Source organism: Streptomyces sp. NPDC002851, from assembly GCF_053591935.1.
Genome location: NZ_JBSFUT010000007.1, coordinates 187048 through 212906, shown reverse-complemented (window position 1 = coordinate 212906; position 25859 = coordinate 187048). Strand labels below are relative to the sequence as shown.

At 70.8% G+C, this 25859-nt stretch carries 26 protein-coding genes and 2 pseudogenes; 15 read left to right on the top strand and 13 right to left on the bottom strand.

All coding sequences use genetic code 11. From position 1 onward, the window contains the following. A complete protein-coding gene (locus ACWD10_RS10690; RefSeq protein ID WP_451089182.1) occupies positions 1-1527 on the top strand; it encodes a glycoside hydrolase family 3 protein in 1527 nt (508 codons plus the stop codon). Positions 1528-1638: 111 nt separating this feature from the next. Here the strand turns inward: ACWD10_RS10690 and nagB are convergent, their stop codons facing one another. Continuing rightward, complete coding sequence (gene nagB, locus ACWD10_RS10685) at positions 1639-2424, bottom strand: glucosamine-6-phosphate deaminase (RefSeq protein ID WP_451089180.1); 786 nt, start codon at positions 2422-2424, stop codon at positions 1639-1641. A 185-nt stretch (positions 2425-2609) separates the two neighbouring features. On the opposite strand from nagB, the gene ACWD10_RS10680 reads away from it, so the two are divergent. Together ACWD10_RS10680 and ACWD10_RS10675 are read left to right on the top strand one after the other, a co-directional pair. Then, positions 2610-3377 carry a TetR/AcrR family transcriptional regulator gene (locus ACWD10_RS10680; protein WP_451089178.1) on the top strand — a complete coding sequence of 256 codons (768 nt, stop codon included), beginning with the start codon at positions 2610-2612 and terminating at the stop codon, positions 3375-3377. A gap of 324 nt (positions 3378-3701) precedes the next feature. After that, positions 3702-5168 (top strand): sensor histidine kinase, encoded by a 1467-nt coding sequence (locus ACWD10_RS10675; protein WP_451089281.1) that lies wholly within the window; start codon positions 3702-3704, stop codon positions 5166-5168. A 180-nt stretch (positions 5169-5348) separates the two neighbouring features. Here ACWD10_RS10675 and ACWD10_RS10670 read toward each other — a convergent pair whose 3' ends face one another. Both ACWD10_RS10670 and ACWD10_RS10665 read right to left on the bottom strand, forming a co-directional pair. After that, positions 5349-5606, bottom strand: a complete 258-nt coding sequence (locus ACWD10_RS10670) for a WhiB family transcriptional regulator (RefSeq protein WP_040248489.1) — start codon at positions 5604-5606, stop codon at positions 5349-5351. Between the two features lie 318 nt (positions 5607-5924). Next, positions 5925-6908 carry a diacylglycerol/lipid kinase family protein gene (locus ACWD10_RS10665; protein WP_451089176.1) on the bottom strand — a complete coding sequence of 328 codons (984 nt, stop codon included), beginning with the start codon at positions 6906-6908 and terminating at the stop codon, positions 5925-5927. A gap of 102 nt (positions 6909-7010) precedes the next feature. Here ACWD10_RS10665 and ACWD10_RS10660 point away from each other — a divergent pair, with 102 nt between their 5' ends. After that, positions 7011-7436, top strand: a complete 426-nt coding sequence (locus tag ACWD10_RS10660; RefSeq protein WP_451089174.1) for a hypothetical protein — start codon at positions 7011-7013, stop codon at positions 7434-7436. Positions 7437-7500: 64 nt separating this feature from the next. On the opposite strand, the gene ACWD10_RS10655 is transcribed toward ACWD10_RS10660, so the two are convergent. From ACWD10_RS10655 to ACWD10_RS10645, 3 genes are all read right to left on the bottom strand, one after another. Then, on the bottom strand, positions 7501-8574 hold the full coding sequence (locus tag ACWD10_RS10655) for a SigB/SigF/SigG family RNA polymerase sigma factor (protein WP_451089172.1): 1074 nt from the start codon (positions 8572-8574) through the stop codon (positions 7501-7503). Next, a complete protein-coding gene (locus ACWD10_RS10650; protein ID WP_451089170.1) occupies positions 8571-8984 on the bottom strand; it encodes an anti-sigma regulatory factor in 414 nt (137 codons plus the stop codon). Before ACWD10_RS10650 ends, ACWD10_RS10655 begins: the two co-directional genes overlap by 4 nt. A 247-nt stretch (positions 8985-9231) precedes the next feature. After that, the gene (locus tag ACWD10_RS10645; RefSeq protein ID WP_451089168.1) at positions 9232-9495 is read right to left on the bottom strand and encodes a UBP-type zinc finger domain-containing protein; all 264 of its coding nucleotides are present in this window, start codon (positions 9493-9495) and stop codon (positions 9232-9234) included. Between the two features lie 122 nt (positions 9496-9617). Between ACWD10_RS10645 and ACWD10_RS10640 the strand changes: the two genes are divergently transcribed. After that, on the top strand, positions 9618-11225 hold the full coding sequence (locus ACWD10_RS10640) for a Na+/H+ antiporter (protein WP_451089279.1): 1608 nt from the start codon (positions 9618-9620) through the stop codon (positions 11223-11225). A 9-nt stretch (positions 11226-11234) separates the two neighbouring features. On the opposite strand, the gene ACWD10_RS10635 is transcribed toward ACWD10_RS10640, so the two are convergent. The 3 genes from ACWD10_RS10635 to ACWD10_RS10625 form a co-directional block, all read right to left on the bottom strand. After that, a complete protein-coding gene (locus ACWD10_RS10635; protein ID WP_451089166.1) occupies positions 11235-12197 on the bottom strand; it encodes a 1-aminocyclopropane-1-carboxylate deaminase/D-cysteine desulfhydrase in 963 nt (320 codons plus the stop codon). Between the two features lie 34 nt (positions 12198-12231). Further along, a complete protein-coding gene (locus tag ACWD10_RS10630; RefSeq protein ID WP_451089164.1) occupies positions 12232-12822 on the bottom strand; it encodes an N-acetylmuramoyl-L-alanine amidase in 591 nt (196 codons plus the stop codon). 163 nt (positions 12823-12985) lie between these two features. Next, positions 12986-13219 (bottom strand): hypothetical protein, encoded by a 234-nt coding sequence (locus ACWD10_RS10625; RefSeq protein WP_451089162.1) that lies wholly within the window; start codon positions 13217-13219, stop codon positions 12986-12988. Between the two features lie 293 nt (positions 13220-13512). On the opposite strand from ACWD10_RS10625, the gene ACWD10_RS10620 reads away from it, so the two are divergent. The 4 genes and pseudogenes from ACWD10_RS10620 to ACWD10_RS10605 all read left to right on the top strand — a co-directional run. Continuing rightward, the gene (locus ACWD10_RS10620) at positions 13513-14916 is read left to right on the top strand and encodes a family 2B encapsulin nanocompartment shell protein (RefSeq protein ID WP_451089160.1); all 1404 of its coding nucleotides are present in this window, start codon (positions 13513-13515) and stop codon (positions 14914-14916) included. Further along, entirely contained in the window at positions 14907-15947 is a 1041-nt protein-coding gene (locus ACWD10_RS10615; RefSeq protein ID WP_451089277.1) for a family 2 encapsulin nanocompartment cargo protein polyprenyl transferase, read from the top strand. Before ACWD10_RS10620 ends, ACWD10_RS10615 begins: the two co-directional genes overlap by 10 nt. 519 nt (positions 15948-16466) lie before the next feature. Next, a complete protein-coding gene (locus ACWD10_RS10610; RefSeq protein ID WP_451089158.1) occupies positions 16467-16976 on the top strand; it encodes a hypothetical protein in 510 nt (169 codons plus the stop codon). 2 nt (positions 16977-16978) lie between these two features. Beyond that, positions 16979-17494: pseudogene (locus tag ACWD10_RS10605) on the top strand (alpha/beta fold hydrolase); the annotation flags it as partial. Between the two features lie 16 nt (positions 17495-17510). Here the strand turns inward: ACWD10_RS10605 and ACWD10_RS10600 are convergent. After that, positions 17511-18050 (bottom strand): MarR family winged helix-turn-helix transcriptional regulator, encoded by a 540-nt coding sequence (locus tag ACWD10_RS10600; protein ID WP_451089156.1) that lies wholly within the window; start codon positions 18048-18050, stop codon positions 17511-17513. Between the two features lie 36 nt (positions 18051-18086). On the opposite strand from ACWD10_RS10600, the gene ACWD10_RS10595 reads away from it, so the two are divergent. Continuing rightward, on the top strand, positions 18087-18668 hold the full coding sequence (locus ACWD10_RS10595; protein WP_451089154.1) for a carboxymuconolactone decarboxylase family protein: 582 nt from the start codon (positions 18087-18089) through the stop codon (positions 18666-18668). Between the two features lie 17 nt (positions 18669-18685). On the opposite strand, the gene ACWD10_RS10590 is transcribed toward ACWD10_RS10595, so the two are convergent. Both ACWD10_RS10590 and ACWD10_RS10585 read right to left on the bottom strand, forming a co-directional pair. Beyond that, entirely contained in the window at positions 18686-20032 is a 1347-nt protein-coding gene (locus ACWD10_RS10590; protein ID WP_451089152.1) for an SPFH domain-containing protein, read from the bottom strand. After that, positions 20029-21750 (bottom strand): SPFH domain-containing protein, encoded by a 1722-nt coding sequence (locus ACWD10_RS10585; protein ID WP_451089150.1) that lies wholly within the window; start codon positions 21748-21750, stop codon positions 20029-20031. The genes ACWD10_RS10590 and ACWD10_RS10585 overlap by 4 nt, the downstream gene beginning before the upstream one ends. A gap of 233 nt (positions 21751-21983) precedes the next feature. Here ACWD10_RS10585 and ACWD10_RS10580 point away from each other — a divergent pair, with 233 nt between their 5' ends. From ACWD10_RS10580 to ACWD10_RS10565, 4 genes are all read left to right on the top strand, one after another. Continuing rightward, positions 21984-22475, top strand: a complete 492-nt coding sequence (locus ACWD10_RS10580) for a MarR family winged helix-turn-helix transcriptional regulator (protein ID WP_451089148.1) — start codon at positions 21984-21986, stop codon at positions 22473-22475. Further along, on the top strand, positions 22468-22998 hold the full coding sequence (locus ACWD10_RS10575; protein WP_451089146.1) for an aspartate carbamoyltransferase: 531 nt from the start codon (positions 22468-22470) through the stop codon (positions 22996-22998). Before ACWD10_RS10580 ends, ACWD10_RS10575 begins: the two co-directional genes overlap by 8 nt. Positions 22999-23107: 109 nt before the next feature. Beyond that, the gene (locus ACWD10_RS10570) at positions 23108-23518 is read left to right on the top strand and encodes a MerR family transcriptional regulator (RefSeq protein ID WP_451089144.1); all 411 of its coding nucleotides are present in this window, start codon (positions 23108-23110) and stop codon (positions 23516-23518) included. Positions 23519-23601: 83 nt separating this feature from the next. Next, the gene (locus ACWD10_RS10565; RefSeq protein WP_451089142.1) at positions 23602-24810 is read left to right on the top strand and encodes an MFS transporter; all 1209 of its coding nucleotides are present in this window, start codon (positions 23602-23604) and stop codon (positions 24808-24810) included. Positions 24811-24970: 160 nt separating this feature from the next. On the opposite strand, the gene sodN is transcribed toward ACWD10_RS10565, so the two are convergent. Continuing rightward, complete coding sequence (gene sodN / locus ACWD10_RS10560; RefSeq protein WP_451089140.1) at positions 24971-25366, bottom strand: superoxide dismutase, Ni; 396 nt, start codon at positions 25364-25366, stop codon at positions 24971-24973. Between the two features lie 181 nt (positions 25367-25547). On the opposite strand from sodN, the pseudogene sodX reads away from it, so the two are divergent. After that, positions 25548-25778 (top strand): annotated as a pseudogene (gene sodX / locus ACWD10_RS10555) (nickel-type superoxide dismutase maturation protease); the annotation flags it as partial. Positions 25779-25859: the final 81 nt, after the last annotated feature.

The following is a 25859-nucleotide window of genomic DNA, read 5'->3' as shown; positions in this document are numbered from 1 at the left end:
ATGACGACACTCACCCGAGGCACCGACACCCTGACCCGCGACGCCCTCGCCGTGCTCCAGCCCGGCTTCGTCGGCACCTCCGCGCCGGACTGGCTGCTCAGGCGGCTCGGCGAGGGCCTCCACTCGGTCGGCCTCTTCGGCCGCAATATCGACTCGCCGGACCAACTGGCTGATTTGACCGCCCAGTTGCGGGCGGAGCGCGGTGACGTTCTGGTCGCCATCGACGAGGAGGGCGGCGACGTAACCCGCTTGGAGGTGCGTTCGGGCTCGTCCTTCCCGGGCAACCACGCCCTCGGCGCCGTGGACGACCCGGACCTCACCCACGACGTGGCCGCCGAACTCGGCCGCCGCCTCGCGGCCTGCGGCGTCAACCTCAACTGGGCGCCGTCCGCGGACGTCAACTCCAACCCGGACAACCCGGTCATCGGCGTACGCTCCTTCGGCGCCGACCGGGACCTGGTCTCCCGCCACAGCGCCGCGTACGTGACCGGCCTGCAGTCAGCCGGAGTCGCGGCCTGCGCCAAGCACTTCCCCGGGCACGGGGACACCGCGGTCGACTCGCATCACGCCCTTCCGCGCATCGACGCCGCCCTGGAGGTGCTGCGGGAGCGGGAGCTGGCGCCGTTCCGCGCGGCCATCGAGGCCGGTACGAAGGCGGTGATGAGCGCCCACATCCTGCTCCCCGCCCTGGACCCGGACCACCCGGCGACCCTGTCCCGGCGCATCCTGACCGGACTGCTCCGCGAGGAACTCGGCTACGAGGGCCTGGTGGTCACCGACGGCATGGAAATGCAGGCGATCTCGGCGACGTACGGCATCGAGCGCGGCAGCGTCCTCGCCATCGCCGCCGGTGCGGACGCGATCTGCGTGGGCGGCGGCCTCGCCGACGAGGAGACGGTGCTACGGCTGCGCGACGCCCTGGTCACCGCGGTCCGCTCCGGCGAACTCCCCGAGGAGCGCCTGGCCGAGGCCGCCGCCCGGGTGCGCGCGTTGGGGGAGTGGACGGGCACGGCGGTACGGGCGGAGCGCGGCGCGGACACGAGCGGTGGCGCCATCGGCCTGACCGCGGCCCGCCGCGCGCTCCGCGTGACGGGCGACGACCGCGCCCCGCTCACGGAACCCGCGTACGTCGCCGCCTTCACGCCCCTGGCCAATATCGCGGTCGGCGACGAGACCCCCTGGGGCGTGGCCGCCGAACTGGCCCGCCTGCTTCCTGGCACGGAGACGGGCACGTACACCGTGGACTCGACGGTCCCCGAGATCCTCGCGGCAGCGGGCCCCCGCCGCGTGGTCGCCGTCGTCCGCGACGCCCACCGCCACCCGTGGATGTCAATGGCCCTGGACGCCCTGCTGGCGGAGTGCCCCGACACGGTGGTGGTGGAGATGGGTGTCCCCCAGTCGCCCCCGCGCGGCGCCCTCCACATCGCAACCCACGGAGCGGCAAGGGTCTGCGGAACGGCAGCGGCAGAGGCCATCGTGGGCGCCACTATCAGCGCGACGGGCACCATCAGCCCGTCCGGCGTTTGAGGACGAGCGCCTTCAGCGCGACAACAGGGGGGTCTGGGGGCGGAAGCCCCCAGTTACGGGAAGGGGCGGGACAGGGGAAAAACAACGCCAACCCGAGCGGCGCCGCACCCCTCAAATCCCCTGCCAAGACGGCTTGTTCGCGTAGGTGTGGCGGAAGTAGTCCGCTAGCTTCAGCTTCGACGCGGCCGCCTCGTCCACCACCACCGTCGCATGCCGATGCAACTGCAGCGCCGACGCCGGTACGAGCGACGCCACCGGACCCTCCACCGTCTGGGCCACGGCCTCCGCCTTGCCCTCCCCGGTGGCGAGCAGCACCAGGTGCCGGGCGTCCAGGATCGTCCCGATGCCCTGCGTGATCACGTGGTGCGGCACCTGGTCGATGTCGTCGTCGAAGAACCGCGCGTTGTCCACCCGCGTCTGCTCGGTCAGCGTCTTGATCCGGGTGCGCGAAGCGAGCGACGAGCACGGCTCGTTGAACCCGATGTGCCCGTCCGTGCCGATCCCGAGGATCTGCAGATCCACCCCACCGGCCTCGGCGAGCGCCCGGTCGTACGCCGCACAGGCCGCCCGCACGTCCTCGGCCGAACCGTCCGGCCCCATGAACGCACTCTCGTCGAGCCCGAGCGGCGCCACGACCTGCCGCAGCACGGTGGCCCGGTAGGACTCGGGGTGCCCGGCCGGAAGCCCGACGTATTCGTCGAGCTGGCAGACGCGGGCGCGCGAGGCGTCCACTTCGCCGGAGCGGACCTTGGCGGTCAGCGCGTCGTAGATGGGCAGCGGGGTCGAGCCCGTGGCCACGCCGAGCAGCGCGTCGGGCTTGCGGGCGAGGAGGTCCGCGATGGCCCCCGCGATCAGCTCTCCGCCTGCCTTGGCGTCCTTGACGATGACAACTTCCACGCTGGGCCTGCCGATCTGGATAGGGGCGGGTTGGGGACCGCATGCCGCGCATGTGGTATAGACCAATCTAACAGATCCGCCCTCTCCGGCGAGGGGTATGTCACCAGTACGCCCCGCCCGCGAGCGGTACGCCACCGAGACCTGCCTGGGTCGATTTCCTAGCGCTCGCTCTAGAATCCGCCGCCATGGCGACAAAGCGACCGGAGCCGAAGTCGGAGCCACAGCTGGAGCCGGAGCCGGAGCCGGAGCCGGAGCGGCCGGAGCAGGCGGAGCAGGCGGAGCTGCCAGGGCAGCGCCCGCGCAACCGCCGCGGCCGCCCCCGCTCCTTCGACCGGGACGCCGCCCTGGAGAGCGCGCTGCGCACGTTCTGGGAGTACGGGTACGAGGCCACGTCGGTCGCGGACCTGACACACGCCATGGGCATCAGCCCGCCCAGCCTCTACGCCGCGTTCGGCGACAAGCAGTCCCTCTTCGGCGAGGTCGTGGCGGCGTACGGGGCGAGTTACGGCGCCTTCGCCTGCCGGGCCCTGGCCGAGGAGCCCACCGCCCGCGCCGCGGCCGCGCGGATGCTGCGCGAGGCCGCAGCCGAGTTCACCGCGCCGGGACGGCCGCGCGGCTGCCTGGTCGTGCACGCCGCGACCAACTGCGCGACCGCCGAGGTGGAAGAGTCACTGCGCGCGCAGCGCGTGGCCGCGACCGCCGCCCTGGAGCACCGGATCGGCGCGGACGTCGCGGCGGGCGAGCTCCCGCCCGGAACCGACGCCGCGGCCCTCGCGCGCTGCACCGCCGCCGTCTTCCAGGGCATGTCCGCACAGGCGCGGGACGGCGCCACGGCGGGGGAGTTGGAGGAGGTGGCCCGGCTCGCGATGGAGGTCTGGCCGAAGGCCCCGGACTCGGGCTCGGGCTCGGCACCGAACCCGGCCCCGGAAACACCCGCGGGCCGCGGCGCCTGAGAGGGACCCTCAACCCTCTCGGCACCGCAGCCCGGAGCAATTCCGGCCGGCGGGCTGTGCGGTCCCGGTCGGCCGTGAGGCTCCGGCGCAGTCAGGGCAGAGAGCGCCGGGGGCCTCGATCCGCCCTTCTGTGCGGGAAGGACGGAAGCTGTCATCTGTGTTTACCTCTGCATTGTGGACTAGACCATTCTCGGATGTCCATGCGTCGACCGAGGTTACTTCTTCTTTCTTCTCGCGTCTGCCGCGCGCTTCTCCCGTCTGCCGCTCGCCGAAGGCGAACCCCTGCCTGTCAGAGCCGAAAGGTACGCTCGCAGCGTGCCCTCCATGAACGAGCTCGTACGCCAGCACACAGCCCTCGGTGACACCGATCTCGAGTGGCTGCACCTGCTGGTCTCGGAGTGGCAGCTGCTCTCCGACCTCTCCTTCGCCGACCTGGTTCTGTGGGTCCCGACCCGCGACGGCACCCGCTATGTCTCGGTCGCCCAGATGCGGCCGAACACCGGCCCCACCTCCTATCAGGACGACATGGTCGGCCACCTCGTTCCACGCGGCCGCCGCCCGCTGCTCGACGCCGCGCTCGACGAGGGCCGCATCGTGCGCGAGGGCGACCCGGAGTGGCGCGAGGAGGTCCCGGTCCGGGTCGAGTCCATTCCCGTACGCCGTGAGGGCCGCGTCCTCGGCGTCATCGCGCGGAACACCAACCTGCTCACCGTCCGCACCCCGTCCCGCCTGGAGCTGACCTACCTCCAGAGCGCCTCCGACCTGGCCCAGATGATCGCCGCCGGGTCCTTCCCGTTCCCCGGGCAGCAGGTCGACATGGACGCCTCGCCGCGCGTCGGCGACGGCCTGATCCGCCTGGACGCGGAGGGCGTCGTGCAGTACGCCTCGCCGAACGCGCTGTCCGCGTACCACCGCTTGGGCCTCGCCGCCGACCTCGTCGGCCACCACCTCGGCCGCGCCACCGCCGACCTCGCGCCGTCCCGCGGCCCGGTGGACGAGGCCCTGGAGAAGCTGGCCAGCGGCTGGGCGCCGCGCGAGACCGAGGTCGAGGGCGAGGACGGCGTGATCCAGCTCCGCGCCATCCCGCTGAAGCCCAAGGGCACCCGGATCGGCTCCCTCGTCCTGCTGCGCGATGTGACCGAACTGCGCCGCCGCGAGCGCGAGTTGATCACCAAGGACGCCACCATCCGGGAGATCCACCACCGGGTGAAGAACAACCTCCAGACCGTCGCCGCCCTGCTCCGCCTCCAGGCCCGCCGGATCGAATCCGAGCGCGGCCGCGCGGCCCTGGAGGAGGCGGTGCGCCGGGTCGGCTCGATCGCGATCGTGCACGAGACGCTCTCGCAGAACCTGGACGAGCGGGTCGAGTTCGACGAGATCGCCGACCGGGTCCTCTCGATGGTCGCGGAGATCTCCCCGGGCAAGGTCACCGGCCGCCGCACCGGCCGCTTCGGCATCCTGGACGCCGAGGTCGCGACCCCGCTGTCCATGGTCCTCACCGAGGTGCTGCAGAACGCCCTGGAGCACGGCTTCCGCGAGGGCGAGCACGGCACGGTCGAGGTCTCCGCCGTCCGCGGCGGCACCACCAAGGACGCCCGCCTCCTCATCACCGTCCAGGACGACGGCATCGGCCTGCCCCCGGACTTCGACCCGCACCGCGCCGGCAACCTCGGCCTGCAGATCGTCCGCACCCTGGTGGAGGGCGAGTTGGGCGGCACGTTCGACATGGTCCCGGCCCCCGAGCGCGGCACCCAGGTCCTCCTGGACATCCCGGTCCGCGCCGAGAAGTAGCGCGTACGACGGCATCGGCCTGCGCGCGCACAGCAATGAGCCCCGGACCTAGGTGCGGTCCGGGGCTCAGAGCTCACGTTGCTGAGCGCATCGGGGGGTACTGCGCGCTGCGGCTCGGGGGCGGGAGATGCGTACTCGCTGTACGCGCCGCCGGGCTCAGGCTCGTACGGGGCGTGGGTGTCAGGCGCTGGCCTGGCGGGCCCGGTTGCGGGCGGCGCGGCGCTTCATTGCGCGACGCTCATCCTCGCTGAGGCCACCCCAGACGCCGGAGTCCTGGCCGGACTCGAGCGCCCACTGCAGGCACTGCTCCACAACGGGGCAGCGGCGGCAGACGGCCTTGGCTTCCTCGATCTGCAGCAGCGCAGGACCGGTGTTGCCGATGGGGAAGAACAGCTCGGGGTCTTCCTCGCGGCAAACGGCGTTGTGACGCCAGTCCATGGCTGCTACCTCTCCTTGGTATTACGTGCAAGTTGCTTGTGAATGTGAACGCTTTCACGAATCCCTCCGCAAGGGAAGGGCCGACCACCAGTTACCTGGTGTAGGTCCTGTGCGTGAGGAGGGGGTTCGGGCTCTCTATGGGGCCGGTGTTGCGGGCCGCCGTGAGCGCCAAGAAGAGATTCGCAAACCTCGGCGGCGGATACAACCCCTTCCGGCAAGTTTTTTTTGATTCCTCGGTGTCGACTAGGTCACAGCCGTACTTCCATGGGGTGGATCCTGGCCTAAACGTTCGACTGAAAGGAGTTTTGCGCCTTCCGCTCACACAATCACACGCAGTGCACGGCGTACGCCTGTGAACGTCACGCTCGTACGCAGCCCCAGATGGTCACCGTCCATCTGGAACGGAAGTGGAGCCTTCGAATGCAAGGTGAAGTCCGTGAGGTCGTGCAGCGAGAGTGCGTGCTTGCCGTGCGGGCCGCGCTCGGGCGTCGACGTGAGCAGCTGAGTGGCGTAGCGGGCCATCGCCGGAGTCGAGAGTCGGCTCAGACCGAGCAGGTCGAGGCCGTCGTCGAAGGACGCCTGCGGCGAGGCGTAGACCGGGCGATTGCCCAGGTAGGTCCAGGGGGAGGTGTTGCAGACTATCGACAGGACGAGGTCGTCGACCGGGTCCTGGCCGGGGCGCTCCAGGGTGATCGTGCCGTGCCGTCGGTTCGGCTCGTCCAGGAACTGGCGCATCATCTGGCGTACGTAGAGCGCATGGGTCGAGCGCTTGCCGCGCTCCCGCTGCTGCTCGACCCGGCCGATCACGCTGGCGTCGAAACCGAGCCCCGCGCAGAACGTGAACCAGCGCTCCGGGACCCCCTCGTCCTCGCTGCCCGGGGTGCCGGAGGCGAGCCCGAGCCCGATCGTGCGGGCGCTGCCGCTGCGCAGGGCGTCGAGCAGAGCGCCGGTCGACTCGACCGGGTCGTTGGGCAGGCCGAGCGCGCGGGCGAAGACATTGGTGGAGCCGCCGGGGACGACCGCGAGGCCGGGCAGAGCGTCCGGGTCGGGGCCGTCGTGCAGCAGGCCGTTGACGACCTCGTTGACGGTGCCGTCGCCGCCGAGGGCGACCACCAGCTCGGTGCCCTCGCCCCCGGCGGCCTTGCTCTCCGCCGCCTGTCGGCCGAGGTCGCGGGCGTGGCCGCGGTACTCCGTGGTCACCACCTCGAGCTTCATCTCGCTCGCGAGGGCGTGGATCAGTACGTCGCGAGTGCGGGCACTGGTGGTGGTTGCCGCCGGGTTGACCACGAGGAGTGCGCGCATGCGCAGCAGCGTACCTACCGCCCTTTATGTGGCCCAGACCGAGGGCCCGTAGGTCTGCGTACCGGGCGGGGTACGCCGCCGGGGCCGGGCTACCCTGCTGGGGTGAGCAGTGCTGAGCAGACATCCGGCCCCGTACAACCGCGTCCCGGGCGGCTGACCGCCGCCGCGGCGCTCGCCGCCCTGGAGGGCATCGCGCTCGTCGTCGGCGGCGTGGCCATGTCGCTTCAGGGGTTCGCGGGCAAGGCGGACAGCGTCGAGCAGGCGGTGACCGGCGGCGTGACCATGATCGTGCTCGCGGCGATTCCGCTGCTCGCCGCGCGCGGGCTGCTCAAGCTGCGCCGCTGGAGCCGGGGACCGGCGATCATCACGCAGATCCTGGCCCTTCCGGTGGCCTGGCAGCTGCTCCAGGCGGACAGCGTGGCCATCCCGGCCGGGATCGCGCTCGCGGTCGTCGCGGTCACGGCCCTGGTGCTTCTGGTGAACCCGGCCACGACGGAGGCGCTGGGGATCGGGCCCCGGGACGTGTAGGTCCAGGGCGCGTCTGGAGACGGGTGGGCCCGCTCGTCCTCAAACGCCGGACGGGCTGGTTTGGTTACTCCTCGACGAGCAACTTCTCGCGGAGTTGCGCCAGCGTGCGGGCGAGCAGCCGGGAGACGTGCATCTGGGAGATGCCGACCTCCTGGGCGATCTGCGACTGCGTCATGTTCCCGAAGAACCGGAGCAGCAGGATGCGCTTCTCCCGGGGCGGCAGGTCCTCCAGGAGCGGCTTGAGGGACTCGCGGTACTCGACGCCCTCAAGGGCCTCGTCCTCCGCGCCCAGGGTGTCCGCGACCGCCGGGGACTCGTCGTCCGTGTCCGGGACGTCCAGGGAGAGCGTGGAGTACGCATTGGCCGACTCGAGGCCCTCCAGGACCTCCTCCTCGGAGATCGCCAGCTTCTCGGCGAGCTCGTGCACCGTGGGGGAGCGGCCGTGCAGCTGGGAGAGCTCCGCCGTCGCCGTGGTCAGGGAGAGACGCAGTTCCTGTAGGCGGCGCGGGACGCGCACGGCCCAGCCCTTGTCGCGGAAGTGCCGCTTGATCTCGCCGACGACCGTGGGGGTGGCGTACGTCGAGAACTCGACGCCGCGCTCCGGGTCGAAGCGGTCCACCGACTTGATCAGGCCGATGGTGGCGACCTGGGTCAGGTCGTCGAGCGGCTCGCCGCGGTTGCGGAAGCGGCGCGCGAGGTGCTCGACCAGCGGCAGATGCATGCGGACGAGCTGATTGCGCAGCTCCGCGTACTCGGGGCTGCCGGAGGGCAGCTTGCGCAGCTCGAGGAAGAGCGCCCGCGCGCCGCTGCGGTCCTGCGGATCGTGGTGGTGCCCGTGCTCTGTCATGTGTCCCGCCCGTCGCCCGCCGCCGACCTGGCGCTCGCCCCTGTCATCGCCCTGTGGTGCCTGCTCCGCCGGATCCGGATCCGGCGCGTCCTGCACCGGCGCGTCCGGTTCCGCTTCCTCCGGGTGTGGTCGGGGCTGTTGCTCGGGGATGCCCGGTGCGAGCACCGGATCCGCGGGGGCTGTGCGCCCCGGCTCGGGCATGCCCGGTTCGCCCCTGCCGTCGGTGCTCTCGGCGGGGAGACCCCATGCGCTGCGCTCTTCGTCCCGCACCGGCCCGTCCCCGTTCCTCACGCCGGCCCGGGACCCGCGCCGCGCTGTTTGTACAGGCTGATAGAGACGGTCTTGTCGTCCGCGACATGGGAGTCGACCTTGCCCGCCAGGGCGGACAGGACCGTCCAGGCAAAGGTGTCCCGCTCGGGGGCGTGGCCGTCGGTCGTCGGTGCCGAGACCGTCACCTCGAGCGAGTCGTCGACGAGCCGGAAGACGCAGCTGAGCACGGAGCCGGCGACGGCCTGCTGCAGCAGAATCGCGCAGGCCTCGTCGACCGCGATGCGCAGGTCCTCGATCTCGTCCAGAGTGAAGTCAAGGCGTGCCGCGAGACCGGCCGTGGCCGTCCGCAGCACGGACAGGTAGGCACCCGCAGCCGGCAGCCGGACTTCTACGAAGTCCTGAGTCCCGGGCTCGCCTGCGATCTGGGACACCCTCACCTCCAAGGTGGTACAAGCCATTCGGGGTTCCGGCCCGCCGCCCCTGCGGTGGCCCGGCACAGCGTCGCACGGGAAACGCGCTGTGTGGTTCAGCGGTGACGCTATCGCGCTCCCAAGTTCGGTGTCCCGGGGACCCCGGCTCGCATCTGTCACTCATAGTAAGACTAAGGATACGGACAGTGGCTAGGGTTGTGCGGGTCCCAATTGGAAAGAGCGGGCGCCGGATTGACGTACCCAGACGTCAGACGATCGAACCGTCGACAAAGCACCACCGCCAGTTCTGACCGGGTTCAAAGCTTCGCATGACCGGGTGTCCAGTGTCCTTGAAGTGCTGTGTCGCGTGCTGGAACGGCGAGGAATCGCAGCACCCCACGTGCCCGCACCTCAGGCAGAGCCGCAGCTGCACGGGGTGGCTGCCGGCCGCCTCGCACGCGGGGCAGGTGCCGGTCAGCGGCTTGGGCTCGGGGCGCGGAAGAAGCGAGACGTGGGCGCACTCGTCGTTCATGCTTGCCAGATTACGACGCACCTGTGACAACCACCCTCGACTGCCGGTCCACGGTCCACGGCAGTCGATCTGTGGACACATCGATCTATCAGCACCACGAACAAGGGGACGGGCTCGAGCCGATGGATGTCCTGCCACTGCTTGCACTGGTCGCGGGCAGCGCCGCGGTCGCCGGACTCGCCCGCCGCACGCCCGTCCCGGCGCCGCTGCTGCTCGTCGCCGCGGGCCTCGCCGTCAGCTATCTGCCGGGCGTTCCGGGGTACGAGCTCGACCCTCATATCGTCCTGCCGCTGCTGCTACCGCCGCTTCTGTATACGGCCGGGGTGGAGAGCTCGTATCTGGACCTACGGGCCAACTGGCGCCCTGTGGCGCTGCTTTCCGTCGGGTATGTGCTATTTGCAACGCTTGCCGTCGGGTGGGCGGTGCACCTGATCGTCCCGGATCTGCCGCTGACCGCGGCGCTCGTTCTGGGGGCGGTGGTGGCGCCGCCGGACGCGGTGGCGGCGACGGCGATCGCTCGCCGGGTGGGGCTTCCGTCCCGGCTCGTCACGATCCTCCAGGGCGAGTCCCTGGTGAACGACGCGACCGCGATCACGGCGTACAAGGTGGCGCTTGCCGCCGCGGTCGGCGAGGGCGCCAGCTGGTCGGGCGGGGTCGCGGAGTTCCTGGTCGCGGCCGTGGGCGGCGTGGGGGTCGGCCTCGTTCTGATGGTCCCGCTGCACTGGCTGCGCACCCGGCTCAAGGAGGCGCTGCTCCAGAACACGCTCTCGCTGCTCATTCCCTTCGTGGCCTATGCCGCGGCCGAGGAGGTGCACGCCTCCGGGGTGCTCGCGGTGGTGGTCGTCGCGCTCTATCTGGGGCACCGCTCCTGGCAGGTCGACTTCGCGACGCGGCTGCAGGAGGCGGCGGTCTGGAGGATGGTGGCGTTCGTCCTGGAGTCCGCTGTGTTCGCGCTCATCGGGCTCCAACTGCCCGTTGTGCTGCGCGATCTCGGGGAGTACGAGGGGGTCCGCGCCGTCTGGTACGCGGTGGCCGTCTTCCTGGTGGTGGTCGTGGCGCGGTTCGTCTGGGTCTATCCGGCGACGTTTCTGCCGCGGCTGCTGTTCCGCCGCTCCGCGGAGGGCGCGGTGCGGGAGACCGAGCCGGCCTGGACGGGGCCGCTGATCGTGAGCTGGGCGGGGATGCGCGGGGTCGTCTCGCTCGCCATCGCCTTCTCGATCCCGGAGGTGGTGGATGGTGGCGTTCCGTTCCCGGGCCGGAACCTGGTGCTCTTCCTGACCTTCACCACGGTCATCGGCACGCTGGTGGTGCAGGGCCTGACGCTGCCCGGGCTCATCCGCGTACTGCCCGTGGCCGGGCGGGACGCGCAGACCGAGACGCTGGTGGAGGCGCAGGCCCAGAGCGAGGCGTCGGGGGCGGCGGAGGCCCGCCTTGAGGAGCTCCTCGCCGACGAGCGCAACGCGCTGCCGCAGCCGCTCGCCGACCGCCTGCGCACGGTCCTTGAGCGGCGCCGGAACTCCGTGTGGGAGCGGCTCGGGGCGGCGAATCCGGTCACCGGGGAGTCCGCCGACGACACCTACCGGCGCCTGTCCCGGGAGACGCTCGCCGCCGAGCGCGAGGTCTTCGTACGACTCCGGGACGAGCGGCGGATCGACGACGAGATGCTCCGCACGCTCCAGCGCAGGCTGGATCTGGAGGAGGCGGCGGCTTACCGGGACGAGTCCGTGTAGGCCGGTCGGTCAGGGCGATTCGGCCGGCCGGTCGGGTCGATCCGTTCGGTCGGGTTCGTCCGGTCGACCGGTGATCACGGCGGTCAGGCGGGTGCCTCGGGGGAACGCGCCCTCCTCGGTGAGGGTGGTCAGGGCGTACAGCAGCTTCGCGACGTAGACGCGTTCCACGGGCAGGCCGTGGCGGTCCTCGAAGTCGGCGGCGAAGGCGTCCAGTTCCGGGGTCGTACGGGCGTAGCCGCCGCAGTGGAAACGGTCCGCCAGGTGCCAGTCGCCGCGCGGACCGCCGAACGCGGCGGTCTGTAGCCGGGCCACCTCGGCGGCCAGGAAGCCGCCCTTCAGTACGGCGACGCCGAGGGCGCGCTGCCCGGGGCCGAGCCCCGCCGCCAGGCCCGCCAGGGTGCCGCCGGTGCCGCAGGCCACGGCGGCGATGTCCGTGGTGTCGCGGAGCTCTGCGCCGAGGGCCGTGCAGCCTTGTACGGCAAGGGAGTTGCTGCCGCCCTCGGGCACGACGTACGCGTCCTCGGCGCCGATGGTGGTCAGGATGTCGGCCAGGGTTTCCGGTTCGGTCTTGCGGCGGTACGTGGAGCGGGTCACGAAGTGCAGCCGCATCCCGTCGGCCGCGCATCGGGCGAGCGAGGGGTTCAGGGGCCGGTCGGCCAGTTCGTCGCCCCGTACGACCCCGACCGTGGGGAAGCCGAGCAGGCGGCCCGCCGCGGCGGTGGCGCGCAGATGGTTGGAGTAGGCGCCGCCGAAGGTCAGCACGGGGCGGCCCGTGGCGGCCCGGAGGTTGAGCGCGAGCTTGCGCCACTTGTTGCCGGGCAGGTCCGGGTGTATGAGGTCGTCCCGCTTGAGCAGCAGCCGCACCCCGTGGCGGGCGAAGCGGTCGTCCTCGACCTCCCGCAGCGGGGAGGGCAGTCGGGGCCGCAGCAGGCCGAGGTCGGGTACGTTCACACCGCCATGTATCCCGTTCACACCCCCATTGTCCGCGGTGCGCGCGGCGGGGGTGCTACTTGAGGCGTTCGGCGATGCGCTGGCGCATCGCGTCCATGGTGAAGCCGCGTGGGTCGGCCTTGCCCGGCTGCCATTCCAGGTGGCCGATCACCGAGCGCTCGTTCCAGCCGTAGTGGCGGCAGATCGCCGCGGACGCCTTCTCGATGGCCTCTAACTGGGCCTCGGGCCAGGGGTCCTCGCCGTCGCCGAGGTTCTCGCACTCGAAACCGTAGAAGTAGCGGTTGCCGTCGGTGTTCGCCTCGTTGTCCGGTGGCAGGCGCTTTTCGGCGATGACGGCGCGCAGTACGTCGTCGTCGCCGAGGCCCGCGTGGTTGGCGCGGCCGTTGCCGACCAGGTGGACCCGGCCGTCCTTGGTGATGACGCCGTGGCAGAGCGGGCCGGGCAGCGAGGCGTGGCCGTCGTAGCAGAGGTTCACCGTCTCCTCGCTGCCCTGGGTCACGGTGTGGTGGATCATCACGCCGTGCACCGGGCCCCACGGCCCCACGTGGTTGCGGTTGTGGGTGCGCCACTCGCGTACTTCGACGACCGTCAGGCCCTCGTCCTTCAGGGCAGCAAGGAACGTTCCCGCAGACATGGGCTCGGCCATGACTCCTCCGTAACGGGATTCGGCGGTGGCCGGCTGCCCGCCGCCTCTCATGCCGCTTGTACCCGAATGCGCGGTCCTGATCCAGGAGTTCGTCCGCTTTCGACGTGGCGTGCGAGTCGAACCGGTCGGCCCGGCAGGGCCCGGTCGCCCCGGGCCCGCGTGGTCAGCCGCGCAGGAACCCGTCACCGTGCGTGGCGATGTGGGCCTCAAGCGCCGAGAGGGCCTGCTGGGTCGCATCGGGGCTGCCGCTGCCACGCCGCTCCGCGTAGTACGCGGCGCCCAGCTTCTTCAACAGGTCGTTACCGGCGCGCTGCTGCTGCACGTCGTCGACCTTCTGCTTGCCCTGCGTCAGGGCGCTCTGCGCCTGCTCCTTGGCGCGGTCCAGGAAGCCTGCCATTGGTCTCTCCTGTTCGTGGTGCGGTCCCGTAGCGCACGGGGCTGCGGATGTGCGGTTGGTCGTGGTGTGTGAACGGATGGGCAGATCTTGGGGTTCCGGCCCGCCGGGTTCTCTTTGCGAGTTGATTCGAACGGGTTATTCCGCCCCGCTTCCCCGGCCACGTTGATCCATTCCCGCTCGTTTGTGTGATGACGCGATCACCTTCCGCAGGGAAGGCTGGCGACGCACGGAAAATCGGGACGGCGGCAGGAGTCGTACGTCCCGCCAAGTCGCTTTGCTGAGAGGGCACTTACATGTCGGTAGGCGAAGAGATCCGCACGGAGCAGGCCCCGCAGAAGAGCCTGGCCACGGGTGCCGCGCGGAACCTGGCCACCACCACCAAGTCGACTCCGCAGATGCAGGAGATCAGCTCCCGCTGGCTGCTGCGCCAACTGCCCTGGGTCCAGGTGCAGGGCGGCACATACCGCGTGAACCGGCGGCTGAGTTACTCGGTCGGCGACGGCCGGGTGACGTTCGTGAAGACCGGGTCCCAGGTGCAGGTCATCCCCGCGGAGCTGGGCGAGCTGCCCGCGCTGCGCAACTACGCGGACCAAGAGGTGCTGAGCGAGCTCGCCCGCCGGTGCGAGCAGCGGGAGTTCGCCCCCGGCGAGACCCTGACCTCCTTCGGGAGCCCGATCGACGGCGTCTTCCTGCTCGCGCACGGCCGCGCCGAGAAGGTGGGCAGCGGCCCGTACGACGACGACTCGGTACTCGGGGTGCTCGCGGACGGCGCGTACTTCGGCGACCAGTGCCTGATCGACCCGGACGCCATCTGGGAGTACAGCGCGCGTGCGGTGACGACCTGCACGGTGCTCGTGCTGCCCAGGACCGCCTTCCAGCAGGTCAGTGAGCGTGCCGAGTCGCTGCAGACCCATCTCGAAGGGCTGCGTGCCGTCCCGGGTCAGCGCACCAACAAGTACGGCGAGAAGCTGATCGACCTCGCCTCCGGGCACGTCGGTGAACCGGAGATCCCCGGCACGTTCGTCGACTACGAATCGTCTCCGCGCGAGTACGAACTGAGCGTCGCGCAGACCGTGTTGCGCATCCACACGCGCGTGGCGGACCTCTACAACCAGCCGATGAACCAGACCGAGCAGCAGCTGCGGCTCACCGTCGAGGCCCTGAAGGAGCGCCAGGAGCACGAGCTCATCAACAACCGCGAGTTCGGCCTTCTGAACAACTGCGAGTACGACCAGCGGCTCCAGCCCCACGACGGCGGGCCCAGCCCGGACGACATGGACGAACTCCTCAGCCGCAGGCGCGGATCGAAGCTGTTCCTCGCCCACCCGCGCGCCATCTCGGCCTTCGGCCGCGAGTGCAACAAGCGGGGCCTCTACCCCGACGCCGTGGAGGTCAACGGCCACCACGTGCCCGCCTGGCGCGGCGTGCCGATCTTCCCGTGCAACAAGATTCCGATCAGCGACGCCCGTACGACCTCGATCATCTGCATGCGTACCGGCGAGGACGACGCGGGCGTGATCGGCCTGCGCCAGGCCGGGATCCCGGACGAGATCGAACCGAGCCTGTCCGTCCGCTTCATGGGCATCAGCGAGCAGGCGATCATGTCGTATCTCGTGACGGCCTACTACTCGGCGGCCGTCCTGGTGCCCGACGCGCTCGGCGTCCTGGAGAACGTAGAGATCGGCCGCTGGCGTTGAGTGCCGAGGTCAGTACGGACGGCCAGGAGGCCGTCGGCCTCCTGGAACGCACCCGGCAGGCCGTCGACCCCGAACTCCGCCGCGCGGTCGCCTCGTTGCCCGGCTCGATGCGGCGGATCGCCAACTACCACTTCGGCTGGGAGCACGCCGACGGCCGCCCGGCCGCCGGGGGCGGCGGCAAGGCCATCCGCCCGGGGCTCGTGCTCGCCGCGGCACGCGCCCTGGGCGGAGAGCCGGCTGTGGCGGTGCGGGCCGCGGCGGCCGTGGAGCTGACCCACAACTTCACGCTGCTCCACGACGACGTCATCGACCGGGACCGCACCCGAAGGCACCGCCCCACCGCGTGGACGGTCTTCGGGGACGCGGACGCCATCCTGGCCGGGGACGCGCTACAGGCGCTGGCGCTTCGGGTGCTCGCGGACGACGCGCACCCGGCGTCCCGGGCCGCGGCCTCCCGGCTCGCCGCCTGTGTCGTGGAGCTCTGCGAGGGGCAGCACGCGGACACCGCCCTGGAGGAGCGGGACGCCGCCGAGGTGACGCTCACGGAGTGCCTGGCCATGGCCGAGGCCAAGACGGGGGCGCTGCTCGGCTGCGCCTGCGCACTCGGGGCGCTGTACGCGGGCGCGGGCGCGGAGGAGGTGGAGGCGCTCGACGCCTTCGGGCGCGAGGCCGGGCTCGCTTTCCAGCTGATCGACGACGTGATCGGCATCTGGGGCGACCCGCGCCGCACCGGCAAACCGGCCGGGGCCGACCTCGCGGCGCGCAAGAAGTCCCTGCCGGTGGTCGCCGCGCTCACCTCGGGCACGGCCGCCGGGTCCGAACTCGCCGCCCTGTACGCCGGATCGGCCCTCGCCGACCCGGAGCGCGCGGCGGATGCCGTCGACCGCGCGGGCGGCCGCGACTGGGCCCAGGCCCACGCGGCCGACCGGATGTCCCGCGCGGTGGCCCAGCTGTCCCGCGCGGTACCGGAGCCGGAGGCGGCGGGCGGCCTCCTCGCCCTGGCGGAGTTCGTGACGCGACGGGCGTACTGAGAGAAGAAAGGGGGGAGGGCCGCACGTCTGAGACCTGAGGAGACCTGAGGTGACCTGAGTAAGGGCTGCCCCGCACACGGTCGTACGGACCACGGTGCGGGGCATGCGCCCGACAATTGCCAGGCAATAGCCAGGCAATCACGCCATGATCACCACGTACTCGCGGAAGCAGCAGCAGACCGTAGCCAGCCCATGGCGTCGCGTATCTGGCCGGGGCCGCTCAGCGGGAATACCCTGGATACATGGCCAAGGACACGGGCCGTACCGAGCCCGCGCAGGAGCGACAGTACGTCTGTCCGACCTGCAAGCGCCCGGTGGAAACGGTCGTACACCGTCGCAAGGTGCTGGGCGCCTTCGTTCCCGTATGGGGCCCGGGACCGTGTCGGCATGAGGACTGCCCGTCGCACGCCGAGGAGGGTGAGGCGGCCGGTGAGTCGCGCTCGCAGCGTCACCGCACCAGGCACCGCAAGCCTCACTGAACATCCCGAGTCGCCCTGAGCGGGATGCCAAGATGGCGGCATGACGGAACATGATCTGCCCGCCGGGGTCGACCGCGCCGCTGTGCTCGCCCTCTCCGAGGGCCATCACGCCCGCGCGGTAAGGCCGTTGGGTCCGCGCGAGATCGCCGGCCACCTGGTGAAGACGTACGCCCTGGAGGCGCCGGGCCGCACGATCACCGCGCCGGACGTGGATACGGCGATACGCGTGGCCGAGCCGCAACTGGGCATCCAGCAGGGCTCGTTGGGTCTCGGAGTGCTGATCGTCCACGCGGGTGGCGACGGCGACTACGTCCTGGTGCACAGCTGGATCGAGGGCGACATGTCCAGCCTCGGCATCTTCACGGGCCCGCGCGGACGCCTGGACGAACTGCGCCCCGGGCGCGTGGGGCTCTCGCCCTGCGTATGGGAGGCGGCGATCCTCGCGCACGAACGTGACGCGTTCACGCGGCACGTCCTGGACGGGACCGAACCGCTCGACCGCCGTGTGGCCGCCTGGACGGCGGACGTACTCAAGGGCGAGGTGCGCTGAGCGTGCGTGCGGCAAGCGTGACGCCTGAGGGCGATGTGATCCGCTGGGTCGAGCTGCCGGGGGCCGCGGAGCCGCCGCGGGTCTATGTGCATGGCCTGGGGGCCACGTCGCCCGCGTACTACACCGAGGTCGCCCTGCATCCACTGCTCGCCGGGCGCCGCTCGCTCCTGGTCGACCTGCTCGGCCACGGGCACAGCGACCGGCCTGCGCGCTTCGAGGGTTGCCTTGCGGATCACGCGTCGGTGCCGTCGGCTCGGTGACCGTCTTCTGGGGGCCTGCGGCCCCCAGACCCCCGCTTTATCGCGCTGAACGCGCTCGTCCGCAAACGCCGGACGGGCTGGTGGTTGCCCCCGACCGAGCTCGAGGCCCTGCACCGCAGTGCGACCGGCCTCATCCGCGGTACGGAGCCGACGATGCGGCAGCTCCTGATGGAGTTGGAGATTCCGCGGACCTATCTGCTGCCCGAGGCCGACGTGCCGCTCCCCGGAACCCCTGAACTCGCCGCGGCGGCTCTGGCCTGACGGCTTGCGCGGATCAGCCGCGTAGCCAGGCGGAGGCGTCGAGGCGGAAGGAGTCCAACGGGGCCCTGTGGCGTAGGGCGTCCTCCAGGGCGCTCAAGCGGCGGTTGCCGAGGTGGGTGGCCCACTCGGCGTGCAGGTCGTCGAGGATGGCGGCGGAGCGGCGCAGCGCGTCGAGGCCGTGTGGTGTGAGGCGGACGAGTTTGCGGCGTGCGTCCTGGGGGTCGTCGGACCGTTCCGCGTAGCCGAGTTCGATCAGGCGGTCGACGGTCTTGCCCGCGGCCTGCTTGCTGACGCCGAGGCGGCGGCCGATCTCGCTGGTGCTCGTGCCGCCGGGGCCGGAGCCGGTGCCGGTGCCGGAGTCGTTGTCCCAGCCGATGGCCTGGAGAGCGAAGCCGTGGGCGGGGCGGATGTCCGGGTGGCCCTGGCGGGCCAGCTCGGTGTGCAGATCATCGATGATCTTGCGGAAGCCGTTGAAGAGCAGGAGCGGCAGCTCGAAGCCCTTGCCGGGATCGACAACCTGCTTTACCTTCTTTTCGTCAACCACGTTGTCCATCCTACGTCCGTCGTTAGTCTGCCGTTAGGGGCTGCCATGACCGCCGTGCCTGCCGTACCTGCCATATTCGCGGAACACACACTTGACTCCGCCCCCGTGGCGTCCCGCCGCGCGATGGAGCAGGTGACGCAGCGAATGGGGTTTCTGCCGTCGGCGGTGGCCCGACTCGCTTCCTCGCCCCAACTCCTCGACGGATTCCTGCGGTTGAGCGGCATCTTCGAGCAGACCACCCTCGATCCGCTCGCCCGCGAGGTCGTCGTGATGACCGTCGCGACGCGGAACGAGTGCCATGTGTGCGTCGCCCTGCACACCGCCAAGCTGCGGCAACTCGGCGCTGACGAAGGGCTCATCGGCGCCTTGCGCGAGCAGCGGGAGCTGGCCGAGCCGCGCCTGGAGGCGGTACGGACGTTCGTGCTCGCGGTGCTTGCCACGGCCGGGGGCGTGGACGACGCCGGGGTGCGGGCGTTTCTGGACCAGGGGTTCACCGAGGAGCAGGCGCTCGAAGTCGTCCTGGGCATCGGCACGTACACGATGTCGACCCTGGCGAACCGGCTGACCCGGGCCCCGCTGGACGTACCCGAAGGTCCGGCCGGCGAGGCCCAGGGCGTAACCGCGTAACCGCGTAACGGTGTGGGTCAGTTCTCCGAGGCGTCGTACCTCTCGTACCCCTCGTGCCCCTCGTACCGCTCCCGCGCCGCGTCCAAAGCCGCCGGGCCCGAGGAGCCGGTCAGGCGGGGCAGCAGCTGGGCGGTCAGGAGGGTGGAGAGGGCCGAGGTGTCGCCGCCGCCGTCGGTGCGGACGACCAGCGGCTGCGGGGCCTTCGTGGCCAGCTCGGCGCCCACGTCCAGGCGGCGGCGGGCCAGTTCGTACTGGAGCACCGCGCGGTTGTCGCGGTACGCCTTGGCCAGGGCGCGCTGGGCGCGGGCCTCGTTCTCGGCCGCGATCAGGCCGCTGCGGCCCCGGGTCTCGATCTCGAAGCGGACCCGCTGGGCGTTGGTCTCCTGCTCCTCGAGCAGCTGGGCGACCTCTTCGCGGGCCTTGTTGAGCGCCGCCTTCACCTCGACGATGCGGGCGTCCCGCACCTTCTTGGCGCGCTCGATGTCCATCCCGAGCTGGTCGATCCGGCGCTTGCGGATCAGGCCCCACTCCTGCTCGTACGCCGTGCGCTCCTTGGCGACCTGCTCACGCGTGGCCAGGTGCTGCTGGTACTGGGACGGGAGCTGGACGTCCGGGATGTTGCTGCCCGTGATGCGGACGCCGTACCGGGACAGCTGGCGGTTGAGCAGCTCCTGCATGTCCGCCACGTCCGAACCGCGCAGGTCGTACGCCCGCTCGGTACGGATCAGGCGGGCCCGCTGCCGGATCGCGTCCTGCACCGCGCTGGAGAGCACCAGGTCGAAGTTGCCCGCGCCGATGGTCCGTACGAAGTGCACGGCGTCCGTGATGCGGAACTTCAGGAAGAACTCGATCGAGCGGAGCGGCACGTTCTCCTGCGTCGGGCAGGCCATCACCGGCGCCGAGTACGGGATTTCCGTCGCCACGTCGACCACGAAGTCGACCCGGGACCACGGGTGCCAGAGGTAGTGACGGCCCGCGTCGAGGGTGCGGGTGACGGCGCCGTACCGGGTCAGGACGCCGTTGGTGCCCTGCTCGATCTCGACGATCGAGGACCGCCACCACCACGCCACGCCGATCAGCAGGAACAGCGCCCCGACGACGTATCCGACGGTGGCGAGGGCGTCGTGCGCGACATCCGAGACACTGCCCTCGTCGCCCGCCCGCAGGCTCAGCATCACGGCCGTGAGCAGGGCGAAGACGCCGAGCCAGAGCGGCAGCATCCACCACAGCTTGCGACGGTGCCGCGGGATGATCACGGGGATGAGGGTGCCCGCCTCGCCGCCGCGCAGGATCTGCGCGATATCGCCCCAGGAGGCCACCGTCTCCGAGATGACCGACCTGTGCTGGGTACGTGCGCTGCTCATGCTCCGGCCTCCTCGGACGGGTCGTTCTCGTCGGGACGTACGGCGGCGACATCGGCCTGAGCGGGTACGCCGGTGTCCTCCGCCCGCGCGGCCGGAACCGTCGGACGGTCCGACTCCACCGCCGTGAGCAGCGCGCTGATCTCCGCCTCGCGCGCCGCGATCCGGTCCGCGACCTCGCCGAGCCGGGCCCGCACCGCCGCCATGTCCGCGTCCGAGAACAGCTCGGAGCCGCGCTCGCCCACCAACTCCCGGGCCAGCTGCAGGAAGTCGACCCCGGCGGCGCCGGGGGTGCCGTCCGCGCCGTCCGGCGAGCCGCCGATCCGCACGAGCCGCGGCAGGTGGTCGGCGACCTGCTCCAGGGTGTCGAGGACCTGCTGCTGGTAGCGGTACTCCAGGATCTCCGGCGCCTCGGCCGCGGTCACCGCGCGGATGTCCAGGGCCTGCGCCTCCAGGAGCGCCGCGTTCGCCTTGGCCTCCGACTCGGCCTGCACGTACCGCTGCCGGGCCAGGGCCTCGGCACGGTTGGTCTCGCGCTCCACGGCCGTGTCCATCTGCGCCTGGTACTGGGCGATGTCCGCCTGGATCGCGGAGAGCGTCTCCTGGCTGCTCGCCAGCTCCTTGCTCAGGTCACCCTCGTCCTGCTCCTTGCGCAGCTGAAGCGCGTACTCGTGGGTGTACGCCTCCTTGGCGACCCGGACCATCTCCGGGGCGGCCAGGTCCATGCGGTAGCTGCGGTCGGCGGGCTCGGCGTGCGTGATGTTGGCGTTGGTCAGCTCGACCGCCGGGCGGAACTGCTGGTTCAGCTGCTCCAGGAGCCGCCCGGTGTCCTCGCCGACCATGTCGTAGATCCCGGCCGCCTCCTGCTCGTAGATGAGCGAACGGATCGTCTCGCTGACGGCGTTGCTGAGCTTCTCCTCGAAGCCGCGCACCGCGCCGAGCGTGTATACGAACTCGGTCGGATCACTGATCCGGAACTGGATGAACAGGTCGATCGACGCCTTCACGCCGCCCTTGGTCGGGGCTTCCCGCACCGGCGCGTTGAAGGGGTACTCGCGCGTCGTATTGACGATGTACGAGACCCGCTTCCACGGGCTGAGCAGCACCACCCGGCCGGGCCCGACGATCTTCTCCAGCTTGCCGAAGCGGGTGATCAGGGCCTGGCTGCCGTCCGGCACCATGACCATGCCCTGGCGCCACCAGACGAAGGCGACGGCGAGCACCGCGAGCACCCAGTAGTGGATGCCGAAGAGCGGGTTGGTGAGCGGCTCGTCATCCGTCGCGGACACCACGGCGGTGCCGACCGCGCCGATCACGAGCAGCGAAAGGACCGGCAACATGCTCAGGAACGAGCGGCCCTTGGGCAGCACCATCGGGCAGATGGAGTGCACCTTTTCGCCGCCCTCGCGCTGCTGCTCGCTGCGGCCGAGGGCCTCGCCCGCGTCGTCGAGCGAGACGGTCTTCTGCGTCATGACGGTGGCGATGGAGCCGCCCTGTTCCCGGGCGGCGGGGAAGTCGGCCGGGTCCATGCCGTCTTCCTGCGCCTCGTACCGCCCGTCACCGCCTTGTTGCCGCTGCTGCCCCGGATCGCCGCCCTGGCCCTGACCACCGGAGAGACCGGCGCGCCGCCGTACCTCTTCCTCGGCCACCTGCCGCGGGTCGGTCCCCGAGGCCACGGCCTGGGCCATGCGCCGCACGCTCTGTGCCCGCGCTCGCGCCACGTTTCCCCCTCTTTCCGCTCTTGCGTTGTCGGTCTGCTGCTCTTGCGTTCTTGATCTGCGCAGCGTTACGGCTGCTTCCGGCCATCCCACACCACGGGCGTGACGGGTGCCAAAGCCGGGGCGGGGATCGTGACCGCACTGGTGCGAAACGGCCGCTCGACGCCACGCCACCAACGCGCCCCCCACCCCGAAACTGGTTGTTCTGTCGAACCTTCTGGTTGTACTGTCGAACCATGTCGAAGGGTCAGTCGAGGTGTCAGTCGAAGGATCAGTCGAGGGATCAGTCGAGGGACCACAGGGCCGATGACCCGGCTGTGCTTCAGGAGGCTCTGGGGAGTTTCGTTCGCGCTTTCGGGCTGCACCAGCCGGATGCAACCCCCTGTGGTCAGCCGATCTCCGTCTCCGAGGCGCATGCCTTGAGCGAGTTGGCGCAGGAAGCCGCACTGCGGCAGGTCGAACTCGGTCGGCGGCTGCGGCTGCAGAAGAGCACCGTGAGTCGGCTGGTCAGGCAGATGTCCGTCCGTGCCTGGGTGGAACGCGCCCCAGCGCCCGACGACGGACGCGGCGTCGTCCTACGGCTCACCCCTTCGGGGCGGCGCGTGGCGCGGAACCTGGCCGAGGCGCGACGGGAGCGGTTCTCCCGGTTCCTGGAAGCGATCCCGGCCCATGAAAGAGCAGGTGTACTGCACGCCCTTGAGGTGATGGTGGAGGCACTGGATGAGTAGCGGCAAGCGCCGGGTCCTGGTGGCGGGCGCGGGGGTGTTGGCCGCCGGTGCGGTGACGGCGGTCGCCCTGGTGGTCGGTGGTGGCTCACAGGAGGGTCCCGGTCAGGACCGGACCGAGCGGCAGGAGGCGGTGGCCGAGCGCGGCGAAACCGTGATGCCCTTCGATCTGGAGGAGACCGCCCACCGGTTCACCCCCACCGCGACGGGCGGCACCCAGGATGTCGTGGCCGATCAGCGCGGCGATACCGAGCAGATCAACCTGATACGCGCTCACCTGCGCAAGGAAGCCAAGGCGTTCAGCCGAGGGGACTTCGCCGACCCCGCCCGGATCCACGGCGCCGACATGCCCGGCCTCGCCGAACTGCGGGACGGGTACGACCGTATCGAGGTGCGTTACAAGGAACGGGCCGACGGGGCCACCCTGACCTACACCGCAAAGGACTCCGCACTGGTCGGCGCGCTGCACGACTGGTTCGAAGCGCAGCTGGGCGACCACGGTGCGCACGCCGAGCCCGGGCACTGAACCAGCAAGCTCGGGCAGTGAACCAGCAAGGAAACCAGCAAGGAAACCAGCAAGGAAACCAGCAAGGAAACCAGCAAGGAAACCAGCAAGGAAACCAGCAAGGAGGGCCATGCAGATTGGTGAGCTGTCCGAGCGCACTGGCGCGAGCCGTCGCTCGATTCGTTACTACGAGCAGCAAGGTCTGCTGGAAGCGGCGCGGACCAGCAAGGGCTGGCGGGCGTACGACGAGCGGGCCGTCCATCGCGTCCTGAACGTCCGGGAACTGCTCGCGGCAGGGCTCACGGTGGAGGACATCCGTGTCGTGGTGCCGTGCCTGGACACGAAGACCGAGGAATTCCTGGCCTGTGAGGGCGGTCCGGACGAAGTGGTCGCCATGTATGAGCAACGGCTTGCCGCCGTGGAGGCCAAGTCCGCGGAACTGCAGCGGCACCGTGCCGAACTCGTCGAGCGCATTGCCACGCTCCGAGCCGGTGCGACTGGAGCGGAGGATTTCGAACGGCTGCTGCGCACCGGCGCTTGACCTTGACACCGGTGTCACTACCTAGCGTGCGGCGGACGCATCGCGTTCCGTTCCACGGAGGTAGCAGACCGATGAGAAGTCTGATGAGAAGTGTGTCTCTGCCGGGCTGGCTGTACGTCCTGTTCCTGACCCTGCTGGCCACGGCCACCGACGAGTTCGTCATCGCCGGTGTGCTCCCGGCCGTTGCGGCCGACCTGGAGGTGAGTGTCTCCGCGGCCGGGCAGTTGGTGACCGCCTTCGCCGTCGTGTACGCGGTCGGTGCCCCCACGCTGTCCGTGGTGTGCGAACGGTTCCCGAAGCGGACGGTGTTGGTGGCCGGACTTCTGCTGTTCGTCCTGGCCAATGTGGCGGCGGCGGTCGCGCCCGGCTACTGGTTCCTTCTTGCCGCACGCGTCGCCGCGGCGCTGTGCGCGGCCGTGGTGGCCTCGGCGGCCTTCGCCACCGCCGCGGCCGGAGCCCCCGAGGGCGCCCAAGGCCGCTACCTGGGTGTGGTGACAGCCGGAATGACCACCGCGCTGTTCAGCGGCGTTCCGCTCGGCTCATGGCTGGGCGGTGCGTTCGGCTGGCGCGCGACGTTCTGGCTGATCGCCGCGGTGGGGACGGTCGCGGCGCTGGGACTGCTTGCCACGGCCCCGGCCGTACCCGGCGGCGCACCGGCGCCGCTGCGCGAGCGTCTTGCGCCGCTGCGGGACCGGGGCGTGCTGCGCCTGGTGACGGTGACGTTCCTGGCGGCGAGTGGCGGGCTGATGTTCTACACCTACCTGGGTGCGTACACGGCCGAGGTCGCGGGAGGCTCGTACGGACTGCTGTCGTTCGTTCTGCTCCTCGTCGGTGCCGCGGGACTGGCAGGGGCGCTCCTCTCGGGCAGGGCGGCGGATGCGTGGGGGCCGCAGCGGAGCCTGCGCCGTGTGCTCGCCGGGCATGCGATCACGCTTGCCCTGGCCGCAGGGCTCGTCTTCAGCGGCGTGACCAACCGTTACGCGCTGACCGCCGTCATCGCCTGCTGGGCCGTCTTCGCCTGGGCGCTCACCCCTCCGGTGCAGGGCAGCATCCTGGCCGCCGCCGGTCCGGCCGCCGGAATGACCGCACTGTCCCTGAACATCTCCGGCCTCTACCTGGGCACGGGCATCGCGGCCGCGGCAGGCGGTGCGGTCATCGGCACGCTCGGCGTTCCGTACCTTCCCCTGGTCGCCGCCGCACTGATGACACTCTCGTTCCTGCTGTCTCCGGCCGCGTGCGGCGGGCGGCCCGCAGACATGAGACAGGACGGCGCCGCCGTGCCCGGGCGGTGAGTTGCTTCCCCGGGTCTCGGGTCTCGGGTCTCGGGTCTCGGGACGCACGCCCAGCAGGCACGGCAAGCCGTAGGAACGCCGACAGCACCCGGCTCCGCGCGGATGCCGGGTGCTGTCGGGTGTTGTAAGGACGCACAGCGCGGAAGCGCGGTGCGCAGGCTCACGCCTTCTTGGTCTCCCAGAAGATCTTGTCGATCTGGGCGATGTAGTCCAGCGCCTTCTGGCCCGTCGCCGGGTCCGTGGAGCCCTTGGCGGCCGAGAGGGCCTTCAGGGCCTCGTTCACCAGCTGGTGCAGCTCCGGGTACTTCTCGAAGTGCGGGGGCTTGAAGTAGTCACTCCACAGCACCGAGACGTGGTGCTTGGCGAGCTCGGCGCGCTGCTCCTTGATGGTGGTGGCGCGAGCCTGGAAGTGGGGGTCGTCATTGGCCCCCATCTTCTCCTGGACGGCCTTGACGGACTCCGCCTCGATGCGGGCCTGGGCCGGGTCGTACACGCCGCAGGGCAGGTCGCAGTGGGCGCTGACCTTCACCTTGGGGGCGAACAGGCGGGAAAGCATGGAGCAATCCTTCCTCGTGATCGTCTTCTCAAGACGGGACCCTACTCCGTGATTGCGGTGTTTCTCCCAGTGGCCCCTTGGGCTTAGGACAAAAGTCCAGGGGCAGAGTGCGACCGGTGGAGGATGGGACGGGCACACTAGGCCCTGTCGCCGGACGAGGACGCGAGGATGTGTAGGGCTGATGCGGGAGCAAGTGGCGCGGGTGCCCCTGGGGATCGCCGAGGTGCACGGGCCGTCGATGGTGCCGACGCTGCGCCACGGCGATCAGTTGCTCGTCCGGTACGGCGCGCGGGTGCGTCCCGGTGACGTGGTCGTGCTCCGGCATCCCTTTCAGCAGGATCTACTCATCGTCAAGCGGGCCGTTGAGCGGCGTGATGGTGGGTGGTGGGTGCTCGGGGACAACCCGTATGCCGGGGGCGACAGTACGGATTACGGGGTGGTGCCCGAGGAGTTCGTGCTCGCTCGGGTGCTTGGGCGGTTCCGGCCGCGCGGG

Excerpts from the sequence above, each read along its gene's own strand:
- sodN (WP_451089140.1), bottom strand. The coding sequence starts at position 25,366 with ATGCTTTCCCGCCTGTTCGCCCCCAAGGTGAAGGTCAGCGCCCACTGC.
- ACWD10_RS10625 (WP_451089162.1), bottom strand. The coding sequence starts at position 13,219 with ATGGCAGGCTTCCTGGACCGCGCCAAGGAGCAGGCGCAGAGCGCCCTG.
- ACWD10_RS10600 (WP_451089156.1), bottom strand. The coding sequence starts at position 18,050 with ATGGACAACGTGGTTGACGAAAAGAAGGTAAAGCAGGTTGTCGATCCC.
- ACWD10_RS10680 (WP_451089178.1), top strand. The coding sequence starts at position 2,610 with ATGGCGACAAAGCGACCGGAGCCGAAGTCGGAGCCACAGCTGGAGCCG.
- ACWD10_RS10580 (WP_451089148.1), top strand. The coding sequence starts at position 21,984 with ATGTCGAAGGGTCAGTCGAGGTGTCAGTCGAAGGATCAGTCGAGGGAT.
- ACWD10_RS10630 (WP_451089164.1), bottom strand. The coding sequence starts at position 12,822 with ATGGCCGAGCCCATGTCTGCGGGAACGTTCCTTGCTGCCCTGAAGGAC.
- ACWD10_RS10565 (WP_451089142.1), top strand. The coding sequence starts at position 23,602 with ATGAGAAGTGTGTCTCTGCCGGGCTGGCTGTACGTCCTGTTCCTGACC.
- ACWD10_RS10595 (WP_451089154.1), top strand. The coding sequence starts at position 18,087 with ATGACCGCCGTGCCTGCCGTACCTGCCATATTCGCGGAACACACACTT.
- ACWD10_RS10610 (WP_451089158.1), top strand. The coding sequence starts at position 16,467 with ATGACGGAACATGATCTGCCCGCCGGGGTCGACCGCGCCGCTGTGCTC.
- ACWD10_RS10620 (WP_451089160.1), top strand. The coding sequence starts at position 13,513 with ATGTCGGTAGGCGAAGAGATCCGCACGGAGCAGGCCCCGCAGAAGAGC.
- ACWD10_RS10665 (WP_451089176.1), bottom strand. The coding sequence starts at position 6,908 with ATGCGCGCACTCCTCGTGGTCAACCCGGCGGCAACCACCACCAGTGCC.
- ACWD10_RS10590 (WP_451089152.1), bottom strand. The coding sequence starts at position 20,032 with ATGAGCAGCGCACGTACCCAGCACAGGTCGGTCATCTCGGAGACGGTG.
- ACWD10_RS10640 (WP_451089279.1), top strand. The coding sequence starts at position 9,618 with ATGGATGTCCTGCCACTGCTTGCACTGGTCGCGGGCAGCGCCGCGGTC.
- ACWD10_RS10645 (WP_451089168.1), bottom strand. The coding sequence starts at position 9,495 with ATGAACGACGAGTGCGCCCACGTCTCGCTTCTTCCGCGCCCCGAGCCC.
- ACWD10_RS10675 (WP_451089281.1), top strand. The coding sequence starts at position 3,702 with ATGAACGAGCTCGTACGCCAGCACACAGCCCTCGGTGACACCGATCTC.
- ACWD10_RS10575 (WP_451089146.1), top strand. The coding sequence starts at position 22,468 with ATGAGTAGCGGCAAGCGCCGGGTCCTGGTGGCGGGCGCGGGGGTGTTG.
- ACWD10_RS10670 (WP_040248489.1), bottom strand. The coding sequence starts at position 5,606 with ATGGACTGGCGTCACAACGCCGTTTGCCGCGAGGAAGACCCCGAGCTG.
- ACWD10_RS10570 (WP_451089144.1), top strand. The coding sequence starts at position 23,108 with ATGCAGATTGGTGAGCTGTCCGAGCGCACTGGCGCGAGCCGTCGCTCG.
- ACWD10_RS10690 (WP_451089182.1), top strand. The coding sequence starts at position 1 with ATGACGACACTCACCCGAGGCACCGACACCCTGACCCGCGACGCCCTC.